The sequence below is a fragment of the Nocardioides sp. F233 genome, assembly GCF_057813895.1.
In genome coordinates this window covers 546,536-572,319 of record NZ_JBVASH010000002.1, presented here as the reverse complement: position 1 = coordinate 572,319, position 25,784 = coordinate 546,536, and the positions used below count along the sequence as shown (strand labels likewise).

Sequence of the window (25,784 nt, the reverse complement as noted above, 5' to 3'; positions counted from 1 at the left end):
GGCGTCCGGCGCTAGTTGCCCTTGACCGCCGAGGCGGGCACCCCGTCGACGAGGACGTCGGCCGACCCCGTCCCGCTGAAGGTGCAGTCGGCGCCGCCCACGCGATAGACGAACTTGCCGTCGTAGGCCCCGGAGCCGCTGACGCTGCCGCCCATGGCGCCGCAGGCGGCGTTGGGAACGACGCCCTTGAGGGTGACCCCGATCGGTTGGGAGACCCTCTCGAATCCGTACCCGGTCACCAGCAGGGCGAAGTTGTTGCCGTTGGTGAAGCTCGCACTGAGGCTCTTCTCCTTCGAGCGCGCCTGGAGCGGGACCTCGTTGCTGTACTGCCGGTCGCCCGTGGCCGTGGAGACCGCGCGGGCCTTGATCGTCGCCGTCGCCCCTCCCTCGGCCACGGCCACGTCGACCGGACCGTAGTAGCGCTTGAACTCGCCGCCGTCGACGCTGTACTCGAGGTACTGGATCGGCTTGCCGTTCCACGACTCGTCCTTGCCCGCCAGCTGGAACAGGGCGCTGTAGTGGGACCCTGAGGTGGCCGAGGTGAGGGTCGGGTCCAACGGCTTGCCCCAGGTCTCGACGTTGGGGATCGAGTCCACGGCGCCGTCGACCGGGTCCCCGCCGTTGTAGGTCACCGCCCACACCTTGACCGAGTGCGTGCCGTTGTTGGGGAAGGTGATGTCGACACCGCCGGAGGGTGCGGCGCTCACGGACGTCGGCGCGTTCGAGTCGGTCTGGACCATGTAGCGCTTGATCTCGAGCCCGCCGTCGTCCTGCGGCGCATCCCAGGCGAGGGTGGCGGTCCGGTCTGCCGGGGACTCGCGCGTCTGTCGCAGGTTGCGCACCGGGCTGGCCTTGGTCCACGGCCGGCCGGAGGCACTGGGGCTCGGGTCGCTCGTGCCGGCGTCGTTCACGGCGGCCACCGTGAAGGTCACGACCTTGCCCTTCTCGATGCCGTCGTTGCTGTCGAACAGCTTGGAGGTGGCCGATCCGTCGACGGAGTACGTCGACTGGCGGCACCCGTTGCAGCTGATCTCGTAGCGGGAGACCGCGTTGCCGTTGCTCTGGTTCGAGGTCCACTTGCTCCAGTCGACCTGCACCCACGGCCGCTCCGTGTAGCTGTCGGCCTGGCTGGCCTTCAGCTGCGGCGGGGAGCCCGACTTCAGCGGGACGCCGAACGGGGTCCCGGCCTTCGACGGTCCGGAGAACTGCCGGCGCGGCTCGACGTCGTTGACCGCCCGGATCTCGAAGGCGTACGGCGTCCCGTTGACCAGCCCGGGGATGACCAGCGACCGGGCGGTGCCCCCCGCCGTCCACGTGTTGGTGCTGCCCGCCTCCTTGATCTCGTAGGAGGTGATCGGCGAGCCCTCGTTGGCGGGGGGCGACCAGCGCACGGTGAGCTGGCGGTCCATCCGGCCCCCGGTCGGGCGGGGCTCGCTGACGATCGTCGGCGGGGCCATCAGCTCGGGCGCCTTGTTGGGGATGATCTCCTCCGAGGCGGGGCTCGTCTTGCTCCACCCCTCGCTGTTGCGGGCACGCACGACGAAGCTGTAGGCCTGCCCCGGAGTCAGGTTGACCAGTCGGCAGGTCGGGTCGACACAGCTCTGTCGGTAGCCCTTGCCGTCGGTGACCTCGTACTCCTCGATCGGCGCGCCGTTGGCCGCCGGCTCACGCCAGGACAGCACGGCCGAGGACGCCTCGACCGACGACGGGATCGGCCGGTCGGGTGCGTCGGGCACGGCCACCACGGTGACGGTGATCCGCGCGGTGCGGTTGCGGCTGCTGTCGCCGGACGCGTCGGCGACCGTGGCCGTGACGACCGACGTCCCGGTCTTCGTCGGGGTGAACCGGACGAACGAGCCGTCGGCCCGGAGGTCGGTCAGCGCCGGCCCGGACGCGACCCGGGCGTCACTGACCTTCAACGGCTTGTCCGGGTAGGGGTTGACGGCGGAGGCCGCGACGTCCACGCCCACCTCCTCGTCCTTCGTCGCCGTCACCGTGATCGGCGAGACGCGCAACTCCGGACGGTCGTTGCCGACGACGCGCACCGTCACGATGCCCTCGTCCTGACCGCCGTGACCGTCGTCGGCAAGGAGGTGGATCTGCGGGGGCGTCGCCGCGTCGACCTTCGCGCCGCCACCGGCCTCGACCTTCAGCAGGGTGCTGTCGGAGGCGATGCTGGCGCTGATCCCGTCGTCGACGGACGTGACCGTCCAGCTCATCTGCTTCTCGTCGCCCTCGTTGGCGTCGCGGGTCAGACCGGACAGGTCGACCTGTGCCGGATCCCCGTCGACGGCGACGTCGACCGATGCGTTGCGCATCTCCGGCGCGACGTTGCCGGACGGCACGACGTCGATCGGGATCGTGAGCAGGGCGGTGAGGGCTCCGTCCTCGGCCAGGGTGCGCCCGTCGGTGACCTTGACGGTCACCGACGCGGGGCCGATCTGATTGCGGGCCGGCACGAACCGCAGCGACGTGGGCTCGCCCTCGACCGGACCGACGACACCGTTGATCGCCGACGGCTCGGTGTCGGGGACGATCCGGGGGTGTCGGCCTGCGCGGGTGACGACGAGGTCCTCGAGGTCGAAGTCGGTCGGCGCTCCCGCCGTGGCCTTGACGGGGACCAGGTCCTTGTCCGTGGTGAGCTGGGGCGGGACGTTGTCGGTGCCGGTGACGTAGATGACGCCGTAGGTGCCGCCGGACTCGTCGTCGGCGTCGTCGAGCTGGTAGAGCACGACCTGGTCCTCGGCCGCGAGCCGCACCCGCACGCTGCTCTCGTCGCGGACCTCGCACTCGCCCTTGCTGCCGGCGTCGCAGCTGGTGACCCGTAGGTCGGCCTTGGCGCCGTCGAAGTCGACGTCGTTGTCGAGCACGGGGATCTCGACCGTCTCCCCCGGGTCGCGGCCGATGACGTCGCCCAGGTCCGCGACGTCGTCGCGCGCGATCGGCGCGTAGAACGGCGCGTCACGGCTCGCGGTCACCTTCAGCAGCGCCGAGTCCGAGGCTCCGGCGGCGTCCTCGACCGTGTAGCCGATGCTGGTGGGCACTCCGCCGTGGGTCGGCGCGTCGCCGACCTCGAGCTCGATGAAGCCGCCCTTGCGCGTGGCCTTCGCGGCCTCGCCGCTGATCAGGTCGTCGGTGATCCGCAGCGGGTCGTCGTCGGGATCGACGTCGTTGGCGAGGACGTTGTAGGAGATGGTCCGGTTGGGCTGGACCAGCACCGCGTCGTCGAGCGCGACGGGCGGCTGGTTCTCGGTCTCCTCCGGTACGACGCCGACGCGGACCTCCGCGACGCCGGTCGCGCCGTACTTGTCCTGGACGAGGAGCTGGAAGAAGTCGGTGCCCGCCTTGCCCTCGAAGGCCTCGTAGCGGATCCAGTCGACGCCGGTCTCGACGATGCGGCCCAGGGACGGGGCGGTGAGGATGCTGCGGAAGGCCACCGCGTCGCCGTCGGGGTCGGCCCCGCCGAGGTCGACCCCGATCACCTTGGGCCGCCCCGCGATGACCCGGTCCGTGATCGGCTGCGGCATCGGCGCCTGGTTGTTCTTCGGGGAGTCGGGGATCACGAAGATGTCGACGACGGCCGAGGCCTTGAGGCCGTCGGCGTCGCGCACGCCGTAGATGGCCGAGTAGGTGCCGGGCTTCTCGGGCGCCTGCATCCGCAGCACGTCGCCGGCGACCCAGATGTCGAGGTCCTGGTCGTTGCGCAGGTCCTCCTGGAACAGCCGGGGCTTGCCGCCGTCGGGATCGGAGTCGTTGCCCAGGACGGGGATCGTCGTCACCGCGCCCGCCCGGACCGTCACCTGGTCCTTGTTGGCGATCGGTCGGCGGTTCTCCTGCGTGGAGGCCCGTTGCGTGACCACCAGCTGTCCTGGCACGGTGCTGCGCCCGTCGGAGACCCAGTAGTCGACTGTTGCCTGCTGCCCGACGATGTCGCTCGACGAGCTGACCACGGCGAGGCGCTTGTCGACGACCGAGACCTTGACGCCGGGCACCGACGTGCGCCCGATCCGCTTGACGACCAGGACGTCGCCGTCGGGGTCGAGGTCGTTGAGCAGCAGGTCGACCTGGGCCGTGCCGCCGGAGGTGATGACGGCCTTGTCGCGGACGGCGATCGGCGGGCGGTTGTCCTTCGGCGGCGACTCGATGTCGAGACGGACGACGGAGGACTCGGTCGCGGAGGAGTTGTAGGCCGAGTACGACAAGTAGTAGCTGCGCGCCTTGGCGGCCCGGAACGTGAAGGTGCCGGACTCCAGGTCCTGGGAGATCTCGGTGCCCTCCTCGTTGCCGACCACCTTGACGTTCTTGAGCGTCAGGTCGGTGCCCTCGGGGTTGCGGTCGTTGGACAGCGGCTGGACCACGACGGCGGTGTCGGCGACGCCCGAGGCCAGGTCGGGCACGAGCTCGGGCGGCGCGGTGTCGCCGACGATCTCGACCGGCAGCGGCACGTGCGTCTCGCTGGCCCCGTCGTCGATGGTGACGTCGATCTCGCTGACCTTCTCGCCGGCGCCGGTGTCGGTGAAGGTGATCGTGCCGTCGGGGCGGTACTCGACCTCGCCGCCGCGTGCCTCGGCACCGGTGACGGTGAGGTCGTCGCCGTCCCTGTCGTAGTAGTCGGCCAGCAGGTAGTAGCTCGAGCTGGCGCCGCTCGCGACCCGGAGCTTGGGCTCGCGCTTGTCCATCCTCTCGGGCTTGGCGTTCTGGTCGTCCTTGCGGATGTCCAGGGTGACGGTCGCGTAGACCTCGTCGGTGCCGCGGCCGTCGGTCACGTAGTAGCGGAAGGTCGAGGTGCCCGTGGCGTCGGGAGGTACGGCGACCTGCAGCTGGGTGCCGCCGCCGACGATCTTCACCTCGAGCTCCTGACCGCCGAGGTAGGACGTCTTGGAGATGCTGATGATGTCGCCGTCGGGGTCGTGGTCGTTGAGCGCCACCACCGGCAGCACCGTGGAGCGACCGGGACGCGCGCCGAGATGGTCGTCCTGCGGGTCGGGCGGGCGGTTCTCCTGGTCGGGAACCTCGTCGCTGATCTCCTTGAGCTTCGACTTGTTCTCGTTCTGGGGGTCGACGGCCGGCCAGTTGTCGATCTTGGCCTTGCCCGGGTCCTCGACCAGCCAGGCGTCACCGGTGACGGTGTCGTTGAGGACGACCACGTCGCGGTTGACCCGGAACTGGAGGTACGCGCCGGGCTGCATCCCGGGGATCGGCGTGGCGTCGTCGCGCTCGTCGCCGTCGCAGTCGCGCAGGTAGTTGTGGGTCGACTGCGGGTCGGACCAGGCGGCGTAGACGCATCCGGTGTCGGTCATCTGCACGGGTGCAGCCGGCCGGCCGGAGACCTCGCCCCGGCTGACCTGCTTGACCGGCCCGCCGTCGCGCCCGGTGACCAGGAGACCCTCGCGCGTGGCCAGGTAGACCTCGTCGCTCTCGTCGGAGGCCTGCTGGAGCTCGACCTCCGTGGAGTCGGGGGTCTCGATGACGACCGGCTTCGTGCCGGGCCGGGAGAGCTCGTAGGAGTTGCGGTTGAACAGCACCGGCGTGTCACCGACGACGGTGAGCGCGACCTTCGTCGCGTCGTTGCCGACGCCCTTGCCGAGCTGGAACGACTCGCCCTCGACGGCGCCGCCGCTCTCGTCGAGGGTGAACGGCGTGACCTTGCCGTCGCGCCCGAGCACCCAGGCCCGACCGTCGGTGCCGACCGCCGCGGTGAGTGCGTGCTCGAGGTCGGCCGGCGTGCTCTTGGGCACGAAACCGCGGAACCGCTCGGCCGAGCGCACCCAGGCCTTGCCGCTGACCGGGTCGACGACCGCGAACGTGGCGCCGCCGTTGGCGACGATCGCGCCGGACGGCAGCGAGGTCGGGTCGAGGGCGCGCGCCCGGACGACGTCGACCGGCTTGACCGCACGCTCGGACGAGGCGTCGTCGACGTAGACGCTGGTGGCCCGCTGGAAGATGTCGAAGTCGGCGCTACCGGCGTCGACGCCGAGGTCGAGCTCCTTGATCTGGGGGTTGAGGCGCGCGACCAGGCCGAGGTGGTTGTTGGTGACCCACACTCCGCCGTCGTTGAGGTCCACCTCGGTGAACGGCTTGCCGTCGTGCTCGAAGGCGAGCACGACGAGGGTGCCCACCACCAGCGCGAGGACGGTCGCGGACGCCGTACGGCGCCACCGGCGGACCCTGGTCATCGTCGTCACCTGCCCGTCACGCACGTCTGCTCGGAGAGGGCCGACGTCCCGCCGCCCTCACGGATGACCGCCACCTCGATGCACACCGTCGCGTCGCGCTCGACGGTGAGCGTCTTGCTGGTGGCGTCGATGTAGTCCGGCGCCTTCTGCTGCACGCCGTCGCCGGACAGCACCACCTTGAAGCTGTCGCCCGGCTGGGGGGACTCCTGGGCCCAGGTGAACGTCCACCGGGCGCCCTTGCCGGACTTCGTCACGACCGGCGCGGGCGGCCGGTCGAGCAGCTCGACCGGGTTGGGCGGGTCCTCGCCGCGCAGGGTGCCGTCCTTGCCGTCGTCCTGGTCGCCGGAGCTGCCGGACAGGAGGGCGAAGCCGACCGCGCCGACGAGGGCTGCGACGACCACGCCGATCCCGATCCGGGCGGGTACGCCGAGCTGCCGCTCCTCGGAGCGCTGCGGACCCGCGCGCCGGGCCGACCGTCCGCCGGTCGTGCCGCGGCGACCGGAGTGGCTGGCGTGGTCGGACCCCGAATGCCCGGAATGCCCGGAATGCCCGGAATGCCCGGAATGGCCGGGGTTGCGGGTGTCCTCGTCGAGGCCGGGCTGCAGCGGGCCGGGGCGCTCGTGCACCGCGGCCGGGATGATCACCGACACCGGGCGGACCAGGGTTCGCGCGTCGTTGGGGTGCTCCTCGCCGAGCGCCGACGGCGAGGCGTCCATGACCTCGAGCCGGGTCGGCGACTGACGCAGCTCGATCTGCACGTCCTGGAGCTGGCGGCCCAGCACCATCGCCGAGACCGGACGGCGCTCGACCTCGACGGACATCGCCCGACGCAGCACGTCGACCAGGGACGCCGGCACGTCGGGGCGGCGCAGCGGCGTGAGCTGGCCGCGCTCGATCCGGGTCATCAACGAGGCGTTGTCGTTGGACGCGTCGCGGCGCTCGAACGGCGGGTGGCCGATGAGCAGTGAGTAGAGGGTCGCGGCCAGGGAGTAGACGTCGCTGCGGACGTCGTGGCTGTCGGCGGCCAGCGACTCGGGCGGCGACCACGGGATCGACAGGCCCTGGGCGCCGGCACCGCTCTCCCCCACGACCGAGGCGATGCCGAAGTCGGTGAGCAGCGGCACGCCGAAGGTGCTGGTGAGGATGTTGTGGGGCTTGATGTCGCGGTGCAGGATCCCCGCCCGATGGGCGGTCTCGACGGCACTGGCGATCTTCACACCGATGTCGAGGACCTCGGCGACGGCGAGCGGCTGGTTGCGGTAGCGCTGCGCGACGTGGGGCGGCGGGCAGTACTCCATGACCAGGAATGCCCGGCCGTCGGAGCTCACCCCGGCCTGGTAGATCGGCACGATCGAGGGGTGGCTGGACAGCTGGGCCATCACGTTGGCCTCGGCCCGGAACAGCTCGATCGAGCCGGCGTCGCTGCCGCTGCGCAGCACCTTGATCGCGACCTGCCGGGTCGGCAGCTCCTGCTGGTAGCGGAACACGTCGGCGAACCCACCCTCGCCGACGAGGTCGACGAAGGTGAAGCCCGGGATCTGCGGTGGCTGCTGCATCGGTGCCTCGATCAGACCTCGTCGGGCGCGGGGACGACGGTCGCGGTCAGGCCCTTGGACAGGGTCAGCACGTCACCGAGGGCGACCTCGGTCACCACCCCGCGGTCGAGCGGGACGGGCACCCGGCCCTGGCGGGCGAGCAGCGTGCCGTTGGTGGACATGTCGGTCACCGTCACCCGAGCGCCGTCGGCGGAAACCTCGAGATGGGTGCTCGACACGTAGGGGTCGTCGACGGTGACCAGCGCCGGCAGGTTCTGGCTGCCGCCGACCTGCTGGATGCGGGGGCTGCGCCCGATGAGCACCCGGCGCCGGACCGGGACCACGCGGCCGGTCGACAGCGCGAGGGCCACCGCGGGGCGCACCGCGACGGCGGGCGGGCGCATCGTGGGCGGAGGCGAGCTCGGCGGCGGCGTGCCGGGGACGCTGCCCGGCTGGGCCGCCGCTGCCCGCAGCGCCTGCAGCTGGGCCGGGGTGATCGTGCGGCCGTCGTGCTCGGGCGACGGGTCGCCCGCGGGGAGCGGCTGCCACCCGGCCGGCGGGGCTGACGGCGGGGCCAGGGGCGGGGCCAGGGGCGGGGCTGACGGCGGACCTGACGGCGGAACTGACGGCGGTGGGGTGGTCGGGGCGTCCGGACCGGCCGGCGGGGGTACGGCGGGCCGCTGGCTGCCGCGGACGACGGTGTACTCGTCCGCGGGGGCGTAGCTGGTCTCGAGCGGCGCGGGAACCCCGGGTGCCGAGGCGGGAGACGCGGGGGCCGGGGCGGGCGCGGCGGACGCCGAGACCGCCGGGTGCCAGGTCACGCCGGCGCTGCGGACCACGCCACCGGTGAGGGGCAGCGCGGGGCCGGCGGCCGGCGTACCGAGGGGTGCGATCTCGACGGCCGCACCGGGGCTCAGCGTGGCCGTCGCCTCGGTCCACATGGTCGCGTCGCGCCCGTCGACCGCGAATCCGTCGACGCGGACGACGAGGCCGCCGCGGACCAGGATCCGGGCCTCGGCCCCGTCGAGTCGCACCGCGGCGAACTCGGGCAGGGCGCTCAGGTCGCCGCGTGAGAGCACCTCGACGACCGTGGGGGCGGCGAGGTCGCGCTCGCGCAGGGCGGCCACCTCGGCGAGCCGGTCGGGCGTGCTGACGACGACGCCCTCGTCGGTGACGAGGGTGGCGAGCTCGCCCGGCAGGTAGCTGGTCATCGGCGCTCCTGCGGACCGGGGGCCGTGCGCTCGGCCGCGGGCGCGGTGGCACCGACGCCCTCGACGTCGACGACGACCACCGTGACGTTGTCGTGGCCGCCGGCCGCGACCGCGGCGTCGACGAGCGTCAGCACGGTCCGGTCGGGCGCCATGTCCTCGGACAGGATGTGCAGGATCGCGGTGTCCGACAACTCGGAGGTGAGACCGTCGGAGCACAGCAGCAGCCGGGACCCCGGCTCGGCCGGGATCAGCGCGAAGTCGGCCTCGGAGGTGGTCAACGCGCCGATCGCGCGGGTCACGACGTGCCGCTCGGGATGACCGAGGGCCTGGTCGCGGGTGAGCTGGCCCGCGTCGATCAGCTCCTGGACCACCGAGTGGTCCTTGGAGATCTGCTCGAGCACGCCGCCGGAGTACGTGTAGGCCCGGGAGTCGCCGATGTTGGCCAGCAGCCAGTAGCCGCGCCCGTCCTCGAGGACGTACGCCGCCGTGACCAGCGTGGAGCCCGGTGCGGAGCTGAACTCGGCGGCCAGCGAGGCGACCCGGGTCTGCGCGGTGGCGATCGCCGCCTCGACGTCGGCCGGCTGCACGTGGTGGAGGCTGGCGAGCGACTCGAAGGACTGGACGACCAGGCGGCTCGCGACGTCACCCCGCGCGTAGCCGCCCATGCCGTCGGCGACGAGGAAGACGGGCGGCGCGACCAGGGAGGAGTCCTCGTTGACCTGCCGGACCCGGCCCGGGTGGGTGCCGGCGGCGTGCACGAGACGCGTGGTGTGCCCCGGCGACGACCAGGACTCGGCTCCCGTCGCGTTGACCCGCACTTGTCCCACCCCCGAGACGTCCCTGCCCCCATGCCCCAGCCACCCGACGGTTGGGACGCTGGGCGCAGCCTAACCCGCTCCCCCGAGTGGTGAGGCATTGATGGATGAGGCCACCGATCCCTCATCTAGGCTGGCCGGATGAGCCAGAAGCCCGAGATCGACTTCGTCGACCCCACCCCGCCCACCGACCTCGTCATCACCGACCTCGCCGTCGGCGACGGCGACGAGGCCACCTCCGGCAGCACCGTGTCGGTCCACTACGTCGGCGTCGCGCTGTCCAGCGGCGAGGAGTTCGACGCGTCGTACAACCGCGGCACCCCGCTGCAGTTCCGCCTCGGCATCGGCCAGGTCATCCAGGGCTGGGACACCGGCGTGCAGGGCATGAAGGTCGGCGGCCGCCGCCAGCTGGTCATCCCGCCGCACCTCGGGTACGGCGACCGCGGCGCCGGCGGCGTCATCAAGCCCGGCGAGACGCTGATCTTCGTCGTCGACCTGCTGGGCGTCAGCTGACCGCTTCTGCTGGCGCGGGTTCATCACGGTATGTAGGTCAACCAGCGCTTCTAGAGCGGAGTTCCGCTACAGAAGCGATCACTCGCCTACATACCGTGATGAATCCCACCACGCTCACCAGGGCAGGTTGTCGGGGACATCCTCATCAGTGACCCGGGCAGCCTGCCCTTGCAGCTCCACGACGTCCCCGACGCGGAGCTGGCGCCCCCGGCGGGTGTCGACCTCGCCGTTGACCTTGACCAGCCCGTCGGCGATCACTGGCTTGGCCTCGGCCCCCGAGTCGACGAGGTTGGCGAGCTTGAGGAACTGGCCGAGCCGGATCGACTCGTCCCGGATGGGGACGTCGACGGGCACCGGGCCCTCGGGCTCCGACTCCTTGCGCTTGCGGCCGAACATGGCCATCAGTGAAGCACCACCGAGATCGTGTGGATCAGGACCCCCACCAGACCACCGACGATGGTGCCGTTGATCCGGATGAACTGCAGGTCGCGCCCGACGTGCAGCTCGATGCGCCGGGCCGCCTCCTTGCCGTCCCAGCGCTCGATGGTGTGGGTGATGACGGCGGTCAGCTCGGCGCCGTACCGGTCGACGGCGAAGACCGCGGCGTCGGCCGCCATCTTGTCGATCCGGTCACGCAGCGCTGCGTCGGAGCGCAGGCGGTCGGAGGCGCCGTCGACCTCGACGAGCAGCCGGCGGCGTACGGCGCCGTGGGGGTCGCCGAGGGAGGTGAGCAGCGCCTTGCGCAGGGCCTGCCACAGCGAGATCGCGCTGGCGATGACGGCCGGGTGGTCGAGGACCCGGTCCTTGAGCCGCTCGGCCCGCTCCTGGGTGGCGGGGTTGGACAGGAGGTCGTCGGCGAGCTGGCCGAGCATCGAGTCGAGCGCGCGGCGGGCCCGGTGCTCGGGCTTGTCGCGGATCTCGGCGAGCCAGCGGACCATCTCCAGGTGCAGCCGGTTGATGACGTAGGTGTTGACCGAGTCGGGCGCCCACCACGGCGCCCGCTCCCCCAGCACGTCGTGGACGGTGTCGGGGTTGGCGAGCAGCCAGCCGTGCATCTCCTCGAGCATCAGGTCGACCAGGCCGTGGTGGAGGTCGTCGCGGATCGCCTCGGCGAGCAGCCCGCCGAGCAGCGGCGCGATCGACTCCTCGCGGAACCGGGGCACCAGCGCCTCGGTCACCAGCGCCTCGATGTGGTCGTCGCGGACCTTGCCGAGCGCGAGCGCGGCGATCTCGGAGCCCTCGGTGACGACCCGCTCGGCGTTGGCGGGTACGGCGAGCCAGTCGCCCACGCGCTGCGCGATCTGCACGCCGAGGACGCGCTCACGGATGATGTCCTCCTGGAGGAAGTTCTCCCCCACGAACTGCTCGAGCCCCTTGCCGAGGTCGTCCTTGCGCTTGGGAATCAGCGCGGTGTGCGGGATCGGCAGGCCGAGCGGGTACTTGAACAGCGCCGTGACCGCGAACCAGTCGGCGATGGCGCCGACCATCGACGCCTCCGCGCCGGCGTTGACGTAGCCCCAGGCGCCGTCCTTGCGCAGGGTGGCGACGTAGACCGCGGCGGCGAGCAGGAGCAGCGACACCGCGACCGTGCGCATCTTGCGCAGCGCGCTGCGGCGCACGGCGTCGGTCGTCGGGTCGGACGGGATCAGCGGGCCGGACACGGGACCATCCTTGCCTAGACCACCGCGGGTTCGAACGAAGTGCGGCCCCGGGGCGATGCCCCGGGGCCGCTGCGACGGTGCGGAACCCCCCAGTCACCGCACCTGTCGTTTCGTCGGTATCAACGAGCGGTGAACGGAGAGGTTCCGGATTTACCCGTGATCGGTTGTCACGTCTATTGAACGGTTGTCAAAGAGCGACGGAGTCCCGTCCGCGCGGGACGGCGGCCGCCAGGAGCACGCCGACGAAGGCGGCCGCGGCACCCACCCCGAAGCAGATCGCGAAGGCCCTCTCGGTGGGCAGCGCGTAGCCGCCCAGGTCGAGGGTCGAGGCGGTCAGGATCGCCGCCATCGCGGCCGACGAGACGCTGGTGCCGATGGAGCGCACGAGCCCGTTGATGCCGACCGCGGAGCCGGCCTCGGCGAGCGGGACGGACTCGAGGATCAGGGTCGGCATGGCGGCGTAGCCGATGCCGACGCCGGCCGAGGTGATGCAGGTGGCGATCATCATCTGCCAGGCGGCGTCCATGAGGAAGAAGGCGAAGAGGTAGCCCAGGCCGAGCACGGTGCCGCCGATCATCAGCGTCGCCCGGGCGCCGATGGCCCGGATCAGGCGACCGGAGACCGGCGAGAACACCATCATCACGAGGCCGCCGGGTGCCATCCACAGGCCGGTCTCGAGCAGGCTCTGGCCGAGTCCGTAGCCGGTCGCGGCCGGCGACTGGAGCAGGCGCGGGATCACGATCGCCTGGGCCATCATGCCGAAGCCGATCGCGATGGCGGCGAGGTTGGTGAGCAGCACGGGCCGGCGGGCGGTGGTGCGCAGGTCGCACAGCGGGTCGGTGGTGCGCAGCTCGTAGCCGCCCCAGGCGAGCAGCACGAGGACGGCGGCGGCGAGCAGGCCGAGGGTGCGGCCGTCGCTCCAGCCCCACTCGTTGCCCTTCGAGACGGCGACGAGCAGCGCGACCAGGCCGACGGCCAGCCCGACCGCGCCGACCACGTCGAACCCGCCCGGCGCGGCGTCGCGCACGTGCGGCACGAGCAGCACCACGGCCAGCGCGACGACGGCAGCCAGGCCGGTGGACACCCAGAACAGGGCGTGCCAGCTGAAGTCCTGGACGATCCACGCGGACAGCGGCAGGCCGACCGCACCGCCGACGCCGAGGGTGGCGCTCATCGCGGCCATCGAGGTCGCGGTGAGCCGCGGCGGGGTGACCTCGCGCAGCAGCGCGATGCCGACCGGCACGAAGCCCATCGCGCAGCCCTGCAGCAGTCGGCCGGCGAGCATCGGCGCCAGGCTTGCGCTGAGGGCGCAGACCAGCGAGCCGACCACGAGCACCAGTGCGCTGATGACGAGCACCCGCTGCTTGCCGTAGAGGTCGGCGAGCCGTCCTGCGATCGGCATCGCGACGGCCGCGGCGACCAGGGTCGCGGTGACCACCCACGAGGCGTTGGCCTCGCTGGTGTGCAGCAGCCGGCCGAGCTCGCCCTGGATCGGGATCACCATGGTCTGGGTGAGCGAGGCGGTCAGGCCGCCGAAGCAGAGAACGGCCACGATCAGCAGGGCCGAGCGGGAGGCGCCCTCCGTCGTACCTGTGCCGGGCGCGCCGGTCACCGGCGCAGGAGAGGTCGCAGTCACGAGGGCTGAGTCAACGGCGTTGACCTGCACTGTGTCAACAGCGTTGACCGAACTCGGCCATGCCCTACGGTTGCGGTGTGACGAAGACCTCCACCGACGCGCGGCGCCCCCGTGAGCTCCGCCCCGCCGGCCTCGCCACCCGCAGCGCGATCGAGGACGCCGCCCGGAGCCTGTTCGCCGAGCGCGGCTTCGACGGTGCCTCCGTGCGCGCGATCGCCGCCGACGCCGGCGTCGACCCCGCGCTCGTGATCCGGCACTTCGGGTCCAAGGAGGCACTCTTCCTCCGCACCGTCGACACCTCGCTCGGCATCGGCACGGTCCTCGACGGGCCGTTGGAGACCGTCGGACGGCGCCTCGTCGCGTACTTCCTCGACCCGCGCCGACCGATCATCCGACAGCGGTACGTCGCCCTGGCCCAGGCCGCCCACCACGACCAGGTGCGCGAGGAGATGATCCGCCACACCGCGGAGACGTACGTCGGCCCGCTGGCCCCGCGCCTCACCGGCCCGAACCCCGAGCTCCGGGTCGCGCTCGCCGTCGCCCAGCTCGGCGGCCTGCTCAACCTGCTCTTCCTCCAGCGCGACCCGATCGTCACCGCCGCGGACCCCGAGGTGGTCATCACGACGTACGGCGACGCGATCCAGCGGCTGCTCACCCCGCCGCGCACGGACGGAGAGGACGCCTGATGCGCAACGCCCGTGCGTGGCACACGCTGACCGCGGCGGTCACCATCGCCGCGCTCGTCCTGCAGCTGGTCCTGGTGGTCCAGGGCGGCCGGGTGCTCGACGAGGTCGAGCCGCCCGGCCTGGGCCTGCGGCTGGGCCGGTTCATCGCGTACTTCACGATCCAGAGCAACCTGCTCGTCGCCGTCGCGACCACGCTGCTCGCCCGCGACCCGCTGCGCGACGGCGCGGCGTTCCGGGCGCTGCGCCTCGCCGGCACCGTCGGGATCACGGTCACCGGGCTGGTCCACTTCTTCCTGCTCCGCCCGCTGCTCGACCTGGACGGAGCGGACTGGGCCGCCGACAAGATGCTGCACATGCTGGTGCCGGTCCTGGCGGTCGTCGGCTGGTTCGCGTTCGGACCACGGCCCCGGGTCGACGGGCGCGCGGTCGCGGTCTCCTTCGCCTGGCCGATCGCCTGGCTTGCAGTGACCCTGTCCGTCGCGGGCGCGACCCGCTGGGTCCCCTACCCGTTCCTCGACTTCCGCGAGGAGGGCTGGGGCTCGGTGGTCGTCGTCTGCATCGGGATCACCGCCCTGTTCGCCGCCCTCATCGCCGGCTTCCGCTGGGCCGACCGGCGCCTGTCGGCCTCTCGACAGGCCGAGCCGGTCGCGGCACCCTGATCGCGTGACCACGCTCTACGAGCAGGCAGGCGGCTTCGACGCCCTCCTCGACCTGTGCATCCGGTGGCACGACCTGTGCCTGGCCGACCCGGTCGCGGCCCATCCCTTCGAGCACGACCTGCACCCCCGGCACGACGAGCGGCTGGCGGCGTACCTCAGCGAGGCGCTCGGCGGTCCCGCGCTGTACACCGCGGGCTACGGCGACGAGAGCTCCATGCAGCGGCTGCACGCCGGCAACGGCGAGCACGCCGAGCTGGACGAGGCGTGCCTCGAGCTGTTCGACCAGGCGCTCGCCGACGTCGGCATCGATGGGCACACCGGACGCCAGGTCTCGGCGTACTTCCGGCGGGCGACGCAGGCGATGGGCGCGTACGCCGACAGCCCGGACCAGGTGCCGAACGGGTTGCGGTTCAACCACGCCTGAGCCGGGTCAGAGGTCGACGGCCGCCAGCTTGGCCGGCGCGCGCAGCAGGTCGACCCGGGTGGCGCGGCCCTCGACGACGGTCAGGACCAGCAGCGAGGTGAGCACGCCGTCCTCGCGCAGCGCGACGGCCGGGGCGCCGTTGGCCTCGACCAGCTCGACCTCGACGTCGCCGACGTACTTGGCGACCAGCCCGACCAGGAACCGGGCCACCCGGTCGGCGCCGTGGACCGGCCGGCGGGCGGCGTTGACGACGCCGCCTCCGTCGGACGTGCACACAACATCGGGGTCGAGGACCTCGAGGAGTGCGGCGAGGTCGCCGCCGGCGGCCGCCGTGAGGAAGCGGTCGAGCACCTCCTCGTGGGCAGTGCGGTCGACCTCGAAGCGGGCGGGCTGGGCGGCGAGGTGCGTGCGGGCGCGGGAGGCGAGCTGGCGGACGGCGGCCGGGGTGCGCCCGACGACGTCGGCGACCTCCGGGAAGCCCATCCCGAACACGTCGTGCAGCGCCCAGGCGGTCCGCTCGGCGGGCGAGAGCGACTCGAGGACGACCGCGAGCGCGTAGCTCACGGTCTCGTCGAGGGTCACCCGGTCGGCGGGATCGGCCCCCACAGCGGCGACGAAGGGCTCGGGGAGCCACGGGCCGACGTACTCCTCACGGCGCACGCGCGCCGAGCGCAGCACGTCGGTGGCGGCGCGGGCGACGGTGACGGTCAGCCAGCCGGTGAGGTCGCGGACCGGCTCGCGGGCATCGGCCTCGACGAGGCGGGTCCAGCAGTCGGCGACGACGTCCTCGGCCTCCGCGCGGCTGCCGAGGATGGCGTAGGCGACGCGGACCATCCGCGGGCGGAGGGCGTCGTACTCCCCCGCCAGCGCCTGGACCCGCGCGACCGGGTCACACACGCGCGAGCCAGTCGTCGAAGGTCATGGTGCCCAGCGTGGCACCGACGCCGGGCAGCAGGCCACCGTCCTGCACCTGCCGGCCGGTGCGACCGGCCATCGGCACGGGTACGACGAGCCGCCGCGGCCCGCGCGCACGCACGACGTCGCGCACCATCCGGCCCATGTCCTCGGGGCGGGGACCGCCCAGGTCGGGCAACAGGCCGGCAGGCTCGCCGAGCGCCGCGGCGACCAGCGCGGCGGCGACCTCGCGGGCCGCGACCGGCTGGGTGCGCATCCGCAGCGCCATCGCGAACGGGCGCGGGCTGCGCTCGACCAGCTGCCCCGCGAATTCGTGGAACTGGGTCGCACGCAGCACCGACCACGGCACCGGACCGGCCGCGACCAGCTCCTCCTGGCGGCGCTTGCCGAGGTAGTAGGGCAGGTCGACGCGGTCGCAGCCGACGATGGACAGCGCCACGTGGTGGCGGACGCCGGCCGCTGCACCCGCCGCGAGCAGGTGGCCGGTGGCCGCCTCGAAGAAGGCGATCGACCGCTTCGCGCTGAGGGTGTCGACGTTGCTGGCGTCGATGACGGCGTCGACGCCGTCGAGCGCGCTCGCCAGTCCGTCACCGGTGGTGAGGTCGATCCCCCGCGAGCGGGCGATGACGACCGGCGTGGCGCCGGTGCGTCGTACCTCCTCGACCACCATCGCGCCGACCAGTCCCGTTCCGCCTGCCACGGCGATCTTCTCCATGTCAGGAGGACGAGACGGGTCGGCGGAGTGTGACATCAGTCCCCGCGGGCCTCCAGCGCGGCGGTGAGCAGCGCGACCAGCGCCTCGGTCTGCAGGTCGATGGCGCCGCCCTCGACCTCCTCGCCCGCACCGTCGAGGGCGCGGGCGGCGAGCCCGGCCTTCTTGTCGATCAGCTCGGCGATGCGGGTGTCGAGGGTCTGGGTCGCGATCACGCGCCACGCGGTGACCGGCTCGGCCTGGCCGATGCGGTGCACCCGGTCGATGGCCTGGGTCTGCTCGGCATCGGTCCAGGAGAGCTCGGCGAGCACCAGGTTGGACGCGACCTGCAGGTTGAGGCCGACACCGGCCGCGGTGAGCGAGCAGACCGCGACCTGGACGTCCGGGTCGTTGACGAAGGCGTCGATCTCCTTCTGCCGCGTGGTCGAGGACTGGTCGCCGCGCACCGAGCTGTAGCGGATCCCGCGCTCGGCGAAGGTCTTCTCCGCGGTGTCCATGACGTCGATGTGCTTGGCGAAGAACACGACCTTGCCGACGTTGCGGGCCAGCTGGGCGGTGTAGTCGGCCGCGAGCCCGGCCTTGGCCTGGCCGATCCGGCGCATCATCGTGAAGACGTTCTCGCCCGTCTTGGCCGAGTTGTCCTCGCGCTCCCAGCCGGCGACCTGGCGGACCAGGCGGTGGTCGATGCCCTCGACCTCGGCGCCGGTACGGCGGGTGGCGATCGCGGCGTCGTACCGCTCCACCATGCGGCGGGCCAGTTCCTGCTCGGCCTTGCGGATGGAGCGTCCGGCCTCGCCCTCGAGCTCGACCGGGATGTCGGCGATGCGGCGGGCCGGGATGTCGGCGGCGACGTCGATCTTGCGGCGCCGGGCGATGCCCTGCTCGATGACCGCGCGGCGGGCGGCCGGGTAGAAGCCGGGGTCGGCCGGGGTCAGCCCGGTCTCCTCCAGCGCCTCCATCAGGTGGCCCTGCGGCACGATGTTGTCGATCCAGCCGAGGAACTGCCAGATGGCCCGGAAGTCCTCGATGTCGTTGATCAGCGGCGTGCCGGTCAGCGCCATCATCAGGGGCCGGGCGATCCGGGAGCGGATCCGGGAGGCGATCTCGAGCACGTTCTGCGAGCGCTGCGAGGTCTTGTTCTTGATGTAGTGCGCCTCGTCGACGATCATCCCGCGGAACCCGTGGGTGCCGAGCCAGGCGACGTGGCGGTCGAGGATCTCGTAGTTGACCACGAACACGTCGGCGAAGCCGTCGGCGTCGTCACCGTCGCCGTGGAGCACGGTGGCGCGGCGGTTGGGGGTCCAGATCTCGACCTCGCGCGCCCAGTTGGTCTTGACGACGTTGGGGACCACGGCCAGCAGCGGGAAGGCGCCCGCGGCCTCGGCGGCGAGCAGCGCCTGGGCGGTCTTGCCGAGGCCGGGCTCGTCGGCGAGCAGGTAGGTACGGTGCCCCTCGGCGGCCGAGGCGATGAGCTGGGCCTGGTGCTCCATCAGCTCCTTCCCGACCGGCGCGTGCCGGCCGGTCAGCGCAGTGAGCTGGTCGGCGTCCGGCAGCGGCATGCACGCCGGCGCGTCGGGCGCGGCCCGCTCGAAGGAGCGGAACAGCGGCTCGAGCAGCTCCCAGCCGGCCAGCCGGCGCGGCGGGACCTTGACCCGGGCGTGCGCGAAGTCGGGCGCGAGGAAGGGGTGCGAGAGCTGGTAGGCCTGCACGGACAGCGGCGTGACCCGCTTGTCGGCGAGTGCCGCCAGCTCGGGGTCGACGACCACGGGCGCGGGCTCCGGCTCCGGCTCGTCGACGCCGGCCTTGCGCAGCAGCTCGCGGCGCATCGCCTTGGCCGACTCCGAGATCTCGGCGTTCTCGTCGAGCAGGGTGAACAGCGTGCTGTCCCGCGCCGCGGTCTGGGCCAGGATCGTCGCGATCCCGTCGAGCCGCTTGAGCTCCTCGCCCCGCCGGCTGTCGGACAGCCCGGTGTCGGTCTTGACGCGGGCCCGCTCCTCGCGCGCCAGCAGTGCCACGACCTGGAACTTCGCGCGCACCTCCGGCATCGCCGAGCGCCGCGCGACCGCAGCCTCGACCTCGCGCACCGCGCGCGCCAGCTGCGGGATGATGCCCTCTTCGTTGCGACGCGTCCGCGCCGACTGCGAGTTGCGACGCTGCTGCGTCGCTCCCCGCTGGCCTCCTCGAGCCACAGGTGTCCTTCCCAGCGGCCGCCGACACACGACGACCCAGGTTCTTCAGCAGGTTCCGCCGGCGGCTCGCGCTGCTGCGGGAGGGCGCCGATCGGGCGTACGTCACCGGGTTCCCGTCGGGAGGACGGCGTCCGGTGGTGGGGCCACAGTACCCCACCACCGTTCAACCTGTGGGCAGTGTCACCCAGGGCGAGTCACACCAGCGCCAGCGGCGTCCGCCCGGAGTACGCCGCGAGCCGGGTCAGCGCGTCGGAGTCGACGGGCGCGAGGACCTCGTCACCGAAGGCCCGGCCGCGGGCGCCGGGGACGAGCTTCTCGGCGAGGCCGGTGACGTACTCGACGAGCGCGTCACTGACCGTGATGACGGCACCGGTGGCCTGGGCGTAGTCCCAGGCGTGCAGCAGCAGCTCGACCGGGACGATGCCGGCCAGGAACGGTGCGGGCGCCTCGCCGAACGGGCTCTGCGCCGTCCCCGCGAGGCCCCGGCGGCGCCAGGCCTCGATCACGTCGGCGGCGAGGAGGGCGACGGTGTCCTCGAGGTCGACGCCGTCGCGACGGACCAGCTCAGCCTCGGCCATGGTGCCGAAGGAGACGAGCGAGTCGAGCAGGTGCTCGGTGAGCTCGTCGACCGTGAACTCGCTGCACGGCGTGGGGCGGGTGCCGTCGTCGGGCCCGACCTGGCGCAGGACGTGCTGGAGTACGGCGAGCGCGGCCTCCCCCGCGATGATCTCGTCGATCGGGTCGGGAGCGGCGGCCCAGTCGTCGGGGCCGGCGTCCCCGTCGCGCCCGGCGACGGCGAGGCGATCGAGGAAGTGGTTCCAGCCCTCGGCGTGGCTCGCCTCCTGGTCGGGGGTGAGACCCTCGTGGACGAGGGTGACGGTCGAGCCGCCGTCCGCGGGCTCGACGGTGATGGTCACCGTGCCGAGCGCGCCGTCGTCGCCGGGCATCTGGTCCCAGCCCCAGTCGAGGACGAGGCGGCGACCGGGCTCGACCTCACGGACGACACCGGCCGCGACGTTGCCCGGGGTGACGGTCCAACGCCAGTCACCGCCGGCGCGCAGGTCGAGTCGCGCGCTCACGGTCAGCCAACGGCGCAGCCGCTCCGGCCGGGTGACGAGCGCGAAGGCGTCCTCGGGCGGGACGGGCAGGGTGACGGTCTTGCGGTAGGTCATGGCTTCTCCTGGGTACGGCGGTCGGCGAGGTCGTGGGCATCGGCGACGAGCAGGTCGAGCTCGGCGGTCCAGAACCGGTCGATCTCGGCCTGCAGGCGGCGGAGGCCGTCGGGTACGACGCGGTAGATCCGCTGCCGACCGGACTTCTCCGCCTCGACCAGGCCGGCGTCGACCAGCACCAGCAGGTGCTGGCTGATCGCGGACCGGGTGACCGGGAACTGCTCGGCCAGCTCGGTGACGCCCCTCGGACCGGCCGCGAGCAGCTGGAGCAGGCGGCGCCGGGTGGGCTCCGCTGCGGCGCTGAACGGGTCGGTCACGTCAAACACGTTAGTCACGACTAATGCGTTAGTCAAGACTCACACATTGCCGGACTCACAGGGTCCTGCCAGCGCGACCGCAGCCCGGGCCCAGCCTCGCCCCGGAAGGTCGAGTCACGCCCGCACCGATGCGGGCGACCCGAGAGGAGCACCGATGAGCAAGTACCGCATGCGCGCCGCCGCCCTGCTGGCCGCCGGCGCCGTCGCCGGTGGCGCGAGCGCCACTGCCCTGGCCGCGAACGCCGACGACACGACCGGCTCGACCGACTCGTCCAGCACGCAGAGTGCCGACCCGGGCCGTCCCGGCCCCGGAGGCCCCGGCAGTCAGGACGGACACGGCCCCGGCCTCGACGCCGCCGCCCTGGCGAAGGCCCTCGGCGTCAGCGAGGACAAGCTGAAGGACGCCTTCGACGCCGTGCGCGACCAGCTGAAGCCCGACGACGCCAACAGGCCCGCCGACGGCGAGAGGCCCGCTCCTCCGACCGACGCCGAGCGGGCCGAGCGCGAGGCCGCGCTGGCGAAGGCGCTCGCCAAGGAGCTCGGGCTCGACGAGGCGAAGGTGAGCGCCGCACTCGACGACGTCCGCGCCGCACACGAGGCCGAGCGTCGCCAGGACCTGTCCGACCGGCTGGACCAGGCGGTGGGCGACGGCACGCTGACGGCCGGCGACAAGGCGTCCGTGCTCAAGGCGTACGACGCAGGGGTGCTCGGCGGACCGCGCTAGTCCCATCGCACCCGGCGGACTAGAACCTGTTCTAGAGTCGGGGGCGTGGGTACCTACGCAGTCACCGGATCCGCCTCCGGCATGGGCGCAGCCGTCGTCGACCGGCTGGTCGCCGACGGCCACACCGTCATCGGCGTCGACATCAAGGACGCCGACGTCGTCGCGGACCTCTCCGCCCCGGACGGTCGACGTACGGCGGCCGCCACCGTCCTCGAGCGAGCGGGCGGCGTCCTCGACGGCGCGGTCCTGGCCGCGGGCCTCGGCCCGGCGCCCGGCCGGGACCGCGCCCGGCTGATCGCCGAGGTCAACTACCTCGGGGTCGTCGAGCTGCTCGACGCCTGGCGCCCGGCGCTGGCCGCCACGGAGCGGGCGAAGGTGGTGGTGTTCTCCAGCAACTCCACGACGACCATGCCGATGGTGCCGCGCCGCGCGGTGCGCGCACTGCTGGAGCGCGACGTGCCGAAGGCGCTCGGCTCGCTGAGGCGGTTCGGCAAGATGGCGCCGTCCTTCGCGTACGGCGCCAGCAAGATCGCCGTCAGCCAGTGGGTGCGCCGCGAGGCGGTCACCCCCGAGTGGGCCGGTGCCGGCGTCCGACTGAACGCGATCGCGCCCGGCGCGATCCTCACGCCACTGCTCGAGCAGCAGCTCGCGACGCCCGCCGAGGCGAAGCGGATCAAGGCGTTCCCGGTGCCGATCGGCGGCTTCGGCGACCCCGGGCAGCTGGCCGCGTGGGTGGTCTTCATGCTCTCCGACGCCGCGGACTTCCTGTGCGGCAGCGTGGTCTTCGTCGACGGTGGCTCGGACGCCTGGTTCCGCGCCGGCGACTGGCCGCGCGCGGTGCCGGCAGTGCGGCTGCACGGCTACCTCCGGCGCATGAAGGAGTTCCGAGCGCTGCGCTGACCTCCCCGACCAGCTGTCGCGCTGGCTCTGCGAACGGTGCGCGGGAATCACCTCTTCAGCGGCGATTCCTGCGCTTCTTGACCGTTGCAACGGGCGGTAAGCGCAGGAATCGCCTCCTCAGCGGCGATTCCTGCACCACGGCATCAGGCCGTGACGGGGACCACGTGAAACGAGTTGCGCAACTAGTTGCATAGCGTCCCGACCTCGGGCACGCTGGGGCCATGGCCCTCGAGCACGCGATCCTCGTGTCGCTGAGCGAACGCGCCGCATCCGGCTCCGACCTGGTGCGGCGCTTCGACGCGTCCATCGGGTTCTTCTGGTCCGCGACGCACCAGCAGATCTACCGCGTGCTGGGCCGGATGGAGGGCGACGGCTGGATCTCCTCCGAGGCCGTCGCGCAGGCCGACCGGCCCACGAAGAAGGTCTACGACGTCACCGACGCCGGCCGCGCCGAGCTGGCCCGGTGGATCGGCGAGCCGACCACACCCGACGCGATGCGCAGCAGCATCAGCGTCAAGATGCGCGGGGCGTCGTACGGCGACCGCGCGGCCCTCCTCGACGACCTTCGCCGCCAGCTCGACGAGCACACCAAGCGGCACTCGCTCTACGAGTTCCTGGCCGCGCGCGACTTCCCCGACCCGAGCGCCCTCGACGACGCCGACCTCGACATCTACCTCGTGCTGCGCGGCGGCCTCCTGATGGAGGAGTTCTGGATCCGCTGGCTGACCGAGTACCTCGACGCCCACACCCGCAAGGAGTCCTGATGACCGCCTACCCCCTGCTCACGACCCCGGCCACCGTCGGCGGGCTGGAGCTCCAGTCCCGCGCGGTGATGGGCTCGATGCACACCGGCCTCGAGGACCGGCCGTGGCACATCGAGGAGCTGGCGGCGTACTTCGCCGAGCGCGCGGCCGGCGGCGTCGGCCTGATCGTCACCGGCGGCTACTCCCCCAACGTGCGCGGCTGGCTGCTGCCGTTCGGCTCGCAGATGACCACCCGCCTCAACGCGCACCGGCACCAGCGGGTGACCGAGGCGGTCCACGCCAACGGCGGCAAGATCGCGCTGCAGCTGCTGCACGCCGGCCGCTACGGTTACACGCCGTTCAGCGTCTCGGCGAGCGCGACCAAGTCGCCGATCACTCCGTTCAAGGCGTCCGCCCTGTCCGGCCGGGCGGTCGAGCGCACCATCGACGACTTCGTCGCCTCCGCGAAGCTGGCGCAGAAGGCCGGCTACGACGGCATCGAGGTGATGGGCTCCGAGGGCTACCTGATCAACCAGTTCCTCGCGTCGCGCACGAACCGTCGTACCGACAAGTGGGGCGGCTCGGCCGAGAACCGGATGCGCTTCCCCGTCGAGGTGGTGCGCCGGATCCGCCAGGAGCTGCCGGACTTCTTCGTGATGTACCGGATGTCGCTGCTCGACCTCGTCCCCGACGGCCAGACCTGGGCCGAGACCGTCGACCTGGCGCACCAGCTCGAGGAGGCCGGCGCCAGCGTCTTCAACACCGGCATCGGCTGGCACGAGGCGCGGGTCCCCACGATCGTGACCAGCGTCCCGCGCGGCGCGTGGGTCGACAGCACGCTGCGGCTCAAGGCCGAGGTCTCCATCCCGGTGTGCGCGAGCAACCGGATCAACACCCCCGACGTCGCGGAGTCCGTGCTGGAGCAGGGCGTCGACCTGGTCTCGATGGCCCGCCCGTTCCTCGCCGACGCCGACCTCGTCGCCAAGGCCCGCGACGGTCGCGCCGACGAGATCAACACCTGCATCGGCTGCAACCAGGCCTGCCTCGACCACACCTTCCAGGCCAAGCGGGCCTCCTGCCTGGTCAACCCGCGCGCCTGCCACGAGACCTCGCTGGTGCTCAGCCCGACCCGCCGCGCCAAGCGGGTCGCGGTCGTCGGCGGTGGTCCGGCCGGCCTCGCGACCGCCGTCAGTGCCGCCGAGCGCGGCCACGACGTCAGTCTCTTCGAGGCCTCCGACGAGCTGGGCGGCCAGTTCCGGCTGGCCATGCAGATCCCCGGCAAGGAGGAGTTCGCCGAGACGCTGCGCTACTTCCGCCGGCGCATGGAGGTCCTCGGCGTCAACGTGAAGCTCGGCACCCGGGCCACCCCCGACCTGCTCGCCGGGTACGACGAGGTCGTGGTCGCCACCGGCGTCGAGCCGCGCACGCCGGGCATCCCCGGCATCGACCACGCGAAGGTCGTCTCCTACCCCGACGCGATCACCGGTCGCGTTGCGATCGGCAGTCGCGTCGCGGTGATGGGCGCGGGCGGCATCGGCTTCGACGTGACCGAGCTGCTGGCGCACGCGCCCGAGACCCTCGAGGAGTGGAAGGCGCACTGGGGCGTGGCTGACCCGGCCGTCGTACGCGGTGGTGTGACCGACAAGGCGCCGCGCACCCCGGCCCGCGAGGTCTGGCTGCTGCAGCGCAAGGAGTCCGCCCAGGGCAAGGGCCTCGGCAAGACGTCCGGTTGGGTGCACCGCGCCGCGGTCAAGGACCTCGGCGTGCGCCAGCTCAGCGGCGTCAGCTACGACCGGATCGACGACGCCGGGCTGCACGTCACCGTCGACGGCACCCCGCAGGTGCTGGACGTCGACCACGTCGTCGTGTGCGCGGGTCAGGAATCCGTCCGCGGCCTGTACGACGACCTGCTCGCCTCGGCCTTCCCCGGCCGGGTCCACCTGATCGGCGGTGCGGACGTCGCCGCCGAGCTGGACGCCAAGCGTGCGATCAAGCAGGGCACCGAGCTGGCGGCAGCGCTGTGAGCGCCGGGTCCGCCTTCCGCGCGGCCGTCGAGGCCCGCGACGTCGCGGCGATGCAGGCCTGCCTGGCGCAGGACGTCGTGTTCCGCAGCCCGGTCGCCCACAAGCCCTACGCGGGCAAGGCGATCACCGGTGCGATCCTCGCCCACGTGATCGAGGTCTTCCAGGACTTCCGCTACGTGCGCGAGCTCGAGGACGCCACGGGGCACGCGCTGGTCTTCGGGGCAACGGTCGGCGGCCTCGAGCTCACCGGCTGCGACTTCCTCGTCCTCGACGACGACGGCCTGGTCACCGACTTCATGGTGATGGTGCGACCGCTGAAGGCTGCGCAGGCGCTGGCCGAGGAGATGGGTGCGCGGTTCGACCGGATCGTCGTGCTGGCGGGAGAGCTGGCGAGCACCGAGGGCTGAACCCCGCTCGCGAGACCGGTGCGTCGGGCTTCATGTTCCCTTCATGAAGCCCGACCTAGCGTCGCCGCCATGAGCATCCGATTCACCGAGGACCTCAAGCTCCGCACGCTGTCCACGCCGGCACCGGTGCACACCGTCACCGAGCTGCGCCGACGGCTGGCGCTCGACGGGGCTCACGTCGACGCCGTCGTCGAGGCCGTCCGCACCTGGCTCGCCGACAACGACGCGTCGCTGACCCTCGTGACGAGCATCTCGCGCAGTCCGTACGCCGCCGCGCTCGCGCCGGAGGGCGACGTACCCCTCGACTGACCCACGCGCACGGGTGCGGCGCCTCGCACCGTGCGTGCACCTTGCTGGCGCGCAGG

General features: G+C 72.5%; 22 protein-coding genes. 10 read left to right on the top strand and 12 right to left on the bottom strand.

Annotated elements, in window-relative coordinates:
* Positions 1 to 11 precede the first annotated feature (11 nt).
* The 4 genes from ACZYRU_RS09120 to ACZYRU_RS09105 are packed head-to-tail and all read right to left on the bottom strand — an operon-like array spanning position 12 to position 9,749.
* Positions 12 to 6,176 (bottom strand): Ig-like domain-containing protein, encoded by a 6,165-nt coding sequence (locus tag ACZYRU_RS09120; protein WP_488956771.1) that lies wholly within the window; start codon positions 6,174 to 6,176, stop codon positions 12 to 14.
* Between the two features lie 5 nt (positions 6,177 to 6,181).
* A complete protein-coding gene (locus ACZYRU_RS09115; protein WP_488956770.1) occupies positions 6,182 to 7,732 on the bottom strand; it encodes a serine/threonine-protein kinase in 1,551 nt (516 codons plus the stop codon).
* A gap of 11 nt (positions 7,733 to 7,743) precedes the next feature.
* A complete protein-coding gene (locus tag ACZYRU_RS09110) occupies positions 7,744 to 8,922 on the bottom strand; it encodes an FHA domain-containing protein (RefSeq protein WP_488956769.1) in 1,179 nt (392 codons plus the stop codon).
* Positions 8,919 to 9,749, bottom strand: coding sequence for a PP2C family protein-serine/threonine phosphatase (locus ACZYRU_RS09105; protein ID WP_488956768.1), 831 nt, complete (start codon positions 9,747 to 9,749; stop codon positions 8,919 to 8,921). The genes ACZYRU_RS09110 and ACZYRU_RS09105 overlap by 4 nt, the downstream gene beginning before the upstream one ends.
* A gap of 129 nt (positions 9,750 to 9,878) precedes the next feature.
* Here ACZYRU_RS09105 and ACZYRU_RS09100 point away from each other — a divergent pair, with 129 nt between their 5' ends.
* Positions 9,879 to 10,250 carry an FKBP-type peptidyl-prolyl cis-trans isomerase gene (locus ACZYRU_RS09100; protein WP_488956767.1) on the top strand — a complete coding sequence of 124 codons (372 nt, stop codon included), beginning with the start codon at positions 9,879 to 9,881 and terminating at the stop codon, positions 10,248 to 10,250.
* A gap of 114 nt (positions 10,251 to 10,364) precedes the next feature.
* On the opposite strand, the gene ACZYRU_RS09095 is transcribed toward ACZYRU_RS09100, so the two are convergent.
* From ACZYRU_RS09095 to ACZYRU_RS09085, 3 genes are all read right to left on the bottom strand, one after another.
* Positions 10,365 to 10,646 (bottom strand): RNA-binding S4 domain-containing protein, encoded by a 282-nt coding sequence (locus ACZYRU_RS09095; RefSeq protein ID WP_488956766.1) that lies wholly within the window; start codon positions 10,644 to 10,646, stop codon positions 10,365 to 10,367.
* Between the two features lie 5 nt (positions 10,647 to 10,651).
* Positions 10,652 to 11,911 carry a DUF445 domain-containing protein gene (locus ACZYRU_RS09090; RefSeq protein ID WP_488956765.1) on the bottom strand — a complete coding sequence of 420 codons (1,260 nt, stop codon included), beginning with the start codon at positions 11,909 to 11,911 and terminating at the stop codon, positions 10,652 to 10,654.
* A 187-nt stretch (positions 11,912 to 12,098) separates the two neighbouring features.
* Positions 12,099 to 13,547, bottom strand: coding sequence for an MFS transporter (locus ACZYRU_RS09085; RefSeq protein ID WP_488956764.1), 1,449 nt, complete (start codon positions 13,545 to 13,547; stop codon positions 12,099 to 12,101).
* Positions 13,548 to 13,624: 77 nt separating this feature from the next.
* Between ACZYRU_RS09085 and ACZYRU_RS09080 the strand changes: the two genes are divergently transcribed.
* Genes ACZYRU_RS09080 through ACZYRU_RS09070 form a run of 3 tightly spaced genes read left to right on the top strand, consistent with a single transcriptional unit; the run spans position 13,625 to position 15,316 of the window.
* Positions 13,625 to 14,233 carry a TetR/AcrR family transcriptional regulator gene (locus tag ACZYRU_RS09080; protein ID WP_488956763.1) on the top strand — a complete coding sequence of 203 codons (609 nt, stop codon included), beginning with the start codon at positions 13,625 to 13,627 and terminating at the stop codon, positions 14,231 to 14,233.
* Entirely contained in the window at positions 14,233 to 14,892 is a 660-nt protein-coding gene (locus tag ACZYRU_RS09075; RefSeq protein ID WP_488956762.1) for a Pr6Pr family membrane protein, read from the top strand. The genes ACZYRU_RS09080 and ACZYRU_RS09075 overlap by 1 nt, the downstream gene beginning before the upstream one ends.
* Positions 14,893 to 14,896: 4 nt before the next feature.
* Positions 14,897 to 15,316, top strand: a complete 420-nt coding sequence (locus ACZYRU_RS09070; protein WP_488956761.1) for a globin domain-containing protein — start codon at positions 14,897 to 14,899, stop codon at positions 15,314 to 15,316.
* A 6-nt stretch (positions 15,317 to 15,322) separates the two neighbouring features.
* Here the strand turns inward: ACZYRU_RS09070 and sigJ are convergent, their stop codons facing one another.
* The 5 genes from sigJ to ACZYRU_RS09045 all read right to left on the bottom strand — a co-directional run bounded on the left by sigJ (position 15,323) and on the right by ACZYRU_RS09045 (position 20,621).
* Positions 15,323 to 16,213 carry an RNA polymerase sigma factor SigJ gene (sigJ, locus tag ACZYRU_RS09065; protein WP_488956760.1) on the bottom strand — a complete coding sequence of 297 codons (891 nt, stop codon included), beginning with the start codon at positions 16,211 to 16,213 and terminating at the stop codon, positions 15,323 to 15,325.
* Positions 16,206 to 16,946 carry an SDR family oxidoreductase gene (locus ACZYRU_RS09060; protein ID WP_488956759.1) on the bottom strand — a complete coding sequence of 247 codons (741 nt, stop codon included), beginning with the start codon at positions 16,944 to 16,946 and terminating at the stop codon, positions 16,206 to 16,208. Before ACZYRU_RS09060 ends, sigJ begins: the two co-directional genes overlap by 8 nt.
* A 35-nt stretch (positions 16,947 to 16,981) precedes the next feature.
* Complete coding sequence (locus tag ACZYRU_RS09055; protein WP_488956758.1) at positions 16,982 to 19,132, bottom strand: DEAD/DEAH box helicase; 2,151 nt, start codon at positions 19,130 to 19,132, stop codon at positions 16,982 to 16,984.
* Positions 19,133 to 19,326: 194 nt separating this feature from the next.
* On the bottom strand, positions 19,327 to 20,304 hold the full coding sequence (locus ACZYRU_RS09050) for a TIGR03086 family metal-binding protein (protein WP_488956757.1): 978 nt from the start codon (positions 20,302 to 20,304) through the stop codon (positions 19,327 to 19,329).
* Positions 20,301 to 20,621 carry an ArsR/SmtB family transcription factor gene (locus ACZYRU_RS09045; protein WP_488956756.1) on the bottom strand — a complete coding sequence of 107 codons (321 nt, stop codon included), beginning with the start codon at positions 20,619 to 20,621 and terminating at the stop codon, positions 20,301 to 20,303. Before ACZYRU_RS09045 ends, ACZYRU_RS09050 begins: the two co-directional genes overlap by 4 nt.
* Positions 20,622 to 20,775: 154 nt before the next feature.
* Between ACZYRU_RS09045 and ACZYRU_RS09040 the strand changes: the two genes are divergently transcribed.
* The 6 genes from ACZYRU_RS09040 (at position 20,776) to ACZYRU_RS09015 (ending at position 25,728) form a co-directional block, all read left to right on the top strand.
* Positions 20,776 to 21,345, top strand: coding sequence for a hypothetical protein (locus ACZYRU_RS09040; protein WP_488956755.1), 570 nt, complete (start codon positions 20,776 to 20,778; stop codon positions 21,343 to 21,345).
* A gap of 45 nt (positions 21,346 to 21,390) precedes the next feature.
* The gene (locus ACZYRU_RS09035) at positions 21,391 to 22,245 is read left to right on the top strand and encodes an SDR family oxidoreductase (protein ID WP_488956754.1); all 855 of its coding nucleotides are present in this window, start codon (positions 21,391 to 21,393) and stop codon (positions 22,243 to 22,245) included.
* Positions 22,246 to 22,466: 221 nt separating this feature from the next.
* A complete protein-coding gene (locus tag ACZYRU_RS09030; protein ID WP_488956753.1) occupies positions 22,467 to 23,009 on the top strand; it encodes a PadR family transcriptional regulator in 543 nt (180 codons plus the stop codon).
* Positions 23,009 to 25,012, top strand: coding sequence for a 2,4-dienoyl-CoA reductase FMN-binding domain-containing protein (locus ACZYRU_RS09025; RefSeq protein ID WP_488956752.1), 2,004 nt, complete (start codon positions 23,009 to 23,011; stop codon positions 25,010 to 25,012). Before ACZYRU_RS09030 ends, ACZYRU_RS09025 begins: the two co-directional genes overlap by 1 nt.
* Positions 25,009 to 25,419 (top strand): nuclear transport factor 2 family protein, encoded by a 411-nt coding sequence (locus ACZYRU_RS09020; protein WP_488956751.1) that lies wholly within the window; start codon positions 25,009 to 25,011, stop codon positions 25,417 to 25,419. The genes ACZYRU_RS09025 and ACZYRU_RS09020 overlap by 4 nt, the downstream gene beginning before the upstream one ends.
* Before the next feature lie 69 nt (positions 25,420 to 25,488).
* Entirely contained in the window at positions 25,489 to 25,728 is a 240-nt protein-coding gene (locus ACZYRU_RS09015) for a hypothetical protein (RefSeq protein ID WP_488956750.1), read from the top strand.
* The last annotated feature ends 56 nt before the right edge of the window (positions 25,729 to 25,784 follow it).

Bases quoted from the DNA above. Each gene is read 5' to 3' on its own strand.
- ACZYRU_RS09050 (WP_488956757.1), bottom strand. From the start codon at position 20,304: ATGACCTACCGCAAGACCGTCACCCTGCCCGTCCCGCCCGAGGACGCC.
- ACZYRU_RS09120 (WP_488956771.1), bottom strand. From the start codon at position 6,176: ATGACCAGGGTCCGCCGGTGGCGCCGTACGGCGTCCGCGACCGTCCTC.
- ACZYRU_RS09100 (WP_488956767.1), top strand. From the start codon at position 9,879: ATGAGCCAGAAGCCCGAGATCGACTTCGTCGACCCCACCCCGCCCACC.
- ACZYRU_RS09110 (WP_488956769.1), bottom strand. From the start codon at position 8,922: ATGACCAGCTACCTGCCGGGCGAGCTCGCCACCCTCGTCACCGACGAG.
- ACZYRU_RS09040 (WP_488956755.1), top strand. From the start codon at position 20,776: ATGAGCAAGTACCGCATGCGCGCCGCCGCCCTGCTGGCCGCCGGCGCC.
- ACZYRU_RS09030 (WP_488956753.1), top strand. From the start codon at position 22,467: ATGGCCCTCGAGCACGCGATCCTCGTGTCGCTGAGCGAACGCGCCGCA.
- ACZYRU_RS09115 (WP_488956770.1), bottom strand. From the start codon at position 7,732: ATGCAGCAGCCACCGCAGATCCCGGGCTTCACCTTCGTCGACCTCGTC.
- ACZYRU_RS09015 (WP_488956750.1), top strand. From the start codon at position 25,489: ATGAGCATCCGATTCACCGAGGACCTCAAGCTCCGCACGCTGTCCACG.
- ACZYRU_RS09060 (WP_488956759.1), bottom strand. From the start codon at position 16,946: ATGGAGAAGATCGCCGTGGCAGGCGGAACGGGACTGGTCGGCGCGATG.
- ACZYRU_RS09025 (WP_488956752.1), top strand. From the start codon at position 23,009: ATGACCGCCTACCCCCTGCTCACGACCCCGGCCACCGTCGGCGGGCTG.
- ACZYRU_RS09095 (WP_488956766.1), bottom strand. From the start codon at position 10,646: ATGTTCGGCCGCAAGCGCAAGGAGTCGGAGCCCGAGGGCCCGGTGCCC.
- ACZYRU_RS09075 (WP_488956762.1), top strand. From the start codon at position 14,233: ATGCGCAACGCCCGTGCGTGGCACACGCTGACCGCGGCGGTCACCATC.